We start from the raw sequence: 4,669 nt of genomic DNA, 5'->3' as shown, positions 1-4,669 counted from the left end.
TGCGAGGTGCGATTTTGGGTGCGGGGTGCGGAAGGTCACGTCTTAATACGCTCGCCATTTTCGGCTCTGAGTCTTGTTCCGCAGTGAACGTACCAATGAAGGTGTTTGCTGGATTGATAGTTTCCTACGTTTGATGAGATTCGGCATCCTCCGTATTTCTCTTCAAACAGTTTAGTGACCAACTTGATGGCTTCGAAAAAGTCAAAGTTCAGTTTTGCTGTATTTGGATAGCTGGAAAGAGAATCAATGTGTGCTTTAGAAATAATTACAACGTGCTTTTCCCAGAACGGATCAGTGTGATAAAAAGCCATAACCTCATCTGTTTCAAAAATGATGTCTACCTTGACTTTGCCAGGGATTACCTGTTCACAATAAAAGTCATTCATATTTTTCGAACTTCGCATAATATAATGTTAGCAGAGCGAAAGCAAAAAATGGAGCCGAAAAAATAATATTGAGGAAGCCTAAGTCAAAGTAAGATATCAAAACACTAAATAAAAAACCAAAAGGCAGTATACCAACTAACCAAAAAACCTGAATCTTAACAAAGTCGCATTTTAGTGATTCCCGGCAACCTTGACAAGCCCATTTAGATAAGCCGCCGTAGGACATTATATATTGCCTCACGAATTGCCCAAATGGAAATTGATGACCGCATTCAGGACAAGTACGAGGGCCCGTATATTTTTCAACTTCATCAAGTATATCGTTGCTCATTGATGTTTTTTTGATACTAGCAAATATAGTAGCAGTCACTGATAGAACGAAGTGGATGCTAGATATTGACCTACGATTTGCCTAATTATATACGCCCTCTGCAGAGCAAAACATTCAGCACTGATTGTCAATGCATTAAAAGACAGCATCTCTCTAAAACACCACCATTTTCCCGAAATAATACCCCCCACGCCCTGAAGCCCTTACCAGGTAAGTCCCTGCAATCAATTGTGATACATCCAATCGCCAAGCGCCTTGCGTCTTCTTATATGCAGGAACATTTACTTGCTGTCCAGCAAGGTTAAACACCTGAAATACGAGTGATACACTCCCCGTTGCAGGGATCGTCACATTGACCTCCCCCCGGGCCGGGTTAGGAAAAATCTTCAAAGCATTGACCGCCGCCGGCCCGGTGGCATTCGTTGCCCCCACCAGCACCGACTCCGTGTACTGACAACCGGCAGCATCCGTAATTTGCAACTCATAAGTGCCCGCTGGCAAATCAGAGAGCACAGCCCCAATCGCTCCGTTACTCCAGCTGTAAACGAAAGGGGGCGTGCCTCCGCTCACCGCCACAACAACCGAAAAAAGGCCATCATTTTGCATCATAACGTCGGTGGTAAACCCAAGCGGCGCCGGTTCATTGACCATAAAGGCACGGAAAACATTACAATCGGCGCCTGCGGAGATATTGACCTCATAAACGCCCATTGACAAGTTGCCAAGGGAGGCAGTTGTAGCACCATTTGTCCAATCATAGACATAGGGTTGCTCGCCGCCAGTGAGTTGCAAACTGATCGCTCCATCATTGGCACCAAAACAGGAAATATCCGTTACCACAGCATCCACAACTAAAGGTGGACGGTATTCAACAAGAACTTCTTCCTCGGTAACGCAGCCGTTGGGATCTGTAAAAGTCAGGGCGTAGTTGCCTGCATTGAGGTTAAATAATTGGGAAGCAGTAGACCCTGTACTCCAACTGTACATATAGTCCTCCACATCACCAGGCGGATTGGAGCGAATCCGTACGTTGTCGTCGCCACAGCCATAAATAATGGAAAGTTCAGGGTCAGTAGCATCGGGTATGGTGAGGGTTTCCGTAGCAGTTTCTTCGCAGCCGCTGGGGTGCGTAATGGTCACCGAATAGGTTGCTGCCGGCAAACCTTCAATACTCGCTGTGGTGGCATTGTTGTAATCCCATTGGTAAGCAATATTTTCCAAACCTATGGTGACAATACTGATCGTACCGTCGTTGTTATTGGCACACGAAGGCTGGATAACCATTGTTTCAACCAGTAAGTTTGGAGCTTCAATAGCGATATTTTCCAAAGAGGCCGTACAGCCATTATCATCCGTAACGAGCAACGAATATTCACCGAAAGGTAAATTGTCCAGGTCTTCGGTTTCTTCTTCATTGGACCACTGAAAAATATAACCAGGTGTACCGCCACTTACGCTGAGGTCAATCGATCCGTCGGCAGCGCCAAGGCAGCTCGCGTTGGTCACCGTCGTTTCCGTTAATAATTCTGTAGGTTCAACAATCGTAAAATTAGCCATTAGCGTATCCAGGTCGCTATCAAACACCAGTAGCTCGTAATTGCCTGGCGTAAGGTCTTCAATCATGCTTGTGCCTTCTGTATTGTTCCAAAAGTAGCGATATGGAGCAAGGCCTCCTGTAAGCTGAATGGCAGCAGCTCCGTTATTGGCACCAAAACAAGTCACCTGATCAACCGTAAGACTTTCAATTGCCAAGCCGGGCCGCAAAGTGATGAAACCATCATCAAGCATGGGTGCAAACTCGTTGAAGTTGCCATTATCTAATTGCACCACTTGTGGCACCGTTGGTACGAAATTAAACACCACATGATTCGTATCAGCGGGCGTATCCCCCGCTGAGAAGTACATGGTGAAAGGTGCGGCTCCGTCAGCCAGCGTCACACCTTCCAACGAAGCATCAAACCAAATAAAACGTAGCGTTCCAGCAAGGCTATCCACATTGAACGAAAAGGGTGCCAAACCTGGCAATTGATAAGCACCAACACTATCAAGCACCAAAGCCTCCGAGCTCCAACTAAGGGTTAATTGCAATCCGACAATAGCCGTAAAGTCAGTGACCATAAGTGGATAGGCTACATTGGTATTCCCCAATTCAGCTTCTGGCAACAAAAGTGCCGGCAATGTCTGGGCTTGCAAGCTGCTCAGTGTTCCCAACAAGCATAAACCCCAAATGATAAATAACTTTCTCATGATGATGGCTTAGCGATTGTGAATTAGTTTACCTGTATGAGTACTGGTCGGCGTTTGCAATTGGAAGAAATACAAGCCAGCGCCGGGTAATCTCTCCGACGGAACTTCCCAAGACTGTACTCCTGGGAGTACCTCTCGGCTTGATTGCCAAATGAGTGCTCCTCCGGGGCTTAGAATCTTTAAAGTTGCTGATTCCTTTCGCGTGCTGGTAAGCGTGAGCGTACACTTTTCCCGGAAGGGTAAAGGATAGCAAGTACTTACTTGAAGTGGTTCAAAAACAACCTCGGCAGGCAGGAATATTAAATCATTGACAACTGCCTCTCGTCCGTGGACATTAGCGATTCGGTTACCCTTGGTGGCCAACTCCAAGGTTTTGCTTAGCTGCCCTTGGCGAAGCGCTTTCACCCTGAGCTGTAGCTGTGACTCCGAAGTAGCTTGGCGGGCTTTTGCTAGATCATCGTCGTACCAAATCACTCGTAGTAAATGCTTATCGCGATGGTACTGATCCGTAGACAAAGGCCCCCCATCCGGGCCAATGACCTCCAGTAGCTCGAATTCTTCCGCGGGAAGGTGGAAGGCGAACTGCCAGCCAGCGGGTGTTTGTCCATCAGCGAAAGACAGCGGAATGTTCAATATTTCGCCAGCAGCGTATTCCTGATCCGTAGTTTGCAAAGCAACNNGGCGAACCGCCCTGAATAGCAAGGATCACATCTTCATTGACATCCCCTACTTTGATGCCTACAAAATCGCCATCCGTTATATCCGTTGTCAAATTGGTAAAGCGCAGTGCTTCAGGAAAATCCTCCTCCAATGGTGCCAATGGATTGAGGAAATCATAATCGGAAGGCACAAATCGCCACGATTCGTTGTTTGGAAATGTATCCAAAAACCCAATCACCAATCGTTGCAAAGTGATCAGGTCCAGCACCGTTACAATATCATCACCCGTTGCATCTGCCGCAATAATCTTGTAAGGGGAATTCAAATCCTGAAAACCGATAATGTGTGCTCGAATAAGGACTATATCCCCCACCGTAACACCAGCTGAATGCTCAATATCACGATGAGGTTCAATCACGTAATCCTGGTCGGCAGGCAATTCAGTGAACGTATAGACTCCATCCGTAGCAGTGGTAAACACCTGTCCATCAGGATTACCTACTTCTGCATTACTTACCGGCAAATTGTACTCCGTCAAAAGGGTACCGCTGATATTTACCGTAGCGCGCACACAGAAGGTACCACTCATGGTAGCTGGTACAAAACTATTGTCCAGTCCTTCTACCGCAGAGATCGCCGTAGGGATATTGCTAAAGCTAAAAACGCTACAATCGCCGGGCTCACCATTCAGGCGCACCTTGACCCAAAAGATGATCGTATCATCTGACAAATCGAGCGGTGGTGCTCCAAGTGCAATGTTCCAGATCACCCGAAAGATGCCATTGGCTGGATTAACGCTGACACCTGTTAGCGCTGGGCTGGGTACAAATTCCACGAAAGTGCCCTGATCAGGCTCAGGAATGACCATCGTAAACTGGAAGCCACTGATATTATTAAAGTTCTCTACCGTCACCGGAATCATCACCGTATCGCCTTCTCCGCCAGCAGCATCACCGCCTATAAAGGTGAGTAGGTCTGTAGGTAGCGTTCCTATGATATCGTCACAGTTCTCGTCCACATTGTTGCCAGGAATCTCCTCTGCTCC

3 protein-coding genes and 1 pseudogene are annotated in these 4,669 nt (G+C 47.1%); all 4 read right to left on the bottom strand.

What is annotated here, in order from left to right; genetic code table 11:
* Positions 1-35: 35 nt before the first annotated feature.
* Positions 36-386 carry an HIT family protein gene (locus ACRBG0_RS20400; protein WP_431488698.1) on the bottom strand — a complete coding sequence of 117 codons (351 nt, stop codon included), beginning with the start codon at positions 384-386 and terminating at the stop codon, positions 36-38.
* Positions 379-717 carry a hypothetical protein gene (locus ACRBG0_RS20395; protein ID WP_431488697.1) on the bottom strand — a complete coding sequence of 113 codons (339 nt, stop codon included), beginning with the start codon at positions 715-717 and terminating at the stop codon, positions 379-381. The genes ACRBG0_RS20400 and ACRBG0_RS20395 overlap by 8 nt, the downstream gene beginning before the upstream one ends.
* 153 nt (positions 718-870) lie before the next feature.
* Positions 871-2,964: a T9SS type A sorting domain-containing protein gene (locus ACRBG0_RS20390; protein WP_431488696.1), complete on the bottom strand. Its 2,094-nt coding sequence runs from the start codon at positions 2,962-2,964 to the stop codon at positions 871-873.
* A gap of 680 nt (positions 2,965-3,644) precedes the next feature.
* Positions 3,645-4,669 (bottom strand): annotated as a pseudogene (locus tag ACRBG0_RS20385) (hypothetical protein); the annotation flags it as partial.

Source organism: Lewinella sp., from assembly GCF_050633125.1.
Classification (GTDB): domain Bacteria; phylum Bacteroidota; class Bacteroidia; order Chitinophagales; family Saprospiraceae; genus Lewinella.
Note: the sequence above shows the minus strand (reverse complement) of the source record. Positions and strands in the feature narration are given on the sequence as shown.

Coding starts and splice junctions, on each gene's coding strand:
- ACRBG0_RS20400 (WP_431488698.1), bottom strand. CDS start 386: ATGAATGACTTTTATTGTGAACAGGTAATCCCTGGCAAAGTCAAGGTA.
- ACRBG0_RS20395 (WP_431488697.1), bottom strand. CDS start 717: ATGAGCAACGATATACTTGATGAAGTTGAAAAATATACGGGCCCTCGT.
- ACRBG0_RS20390 (WP_431488696.1), bottom strand. CDS start 2,964: ATGAGAAAGTTATTTATCATTTGGGGTTTATGCTTGTTGGGAACACTG.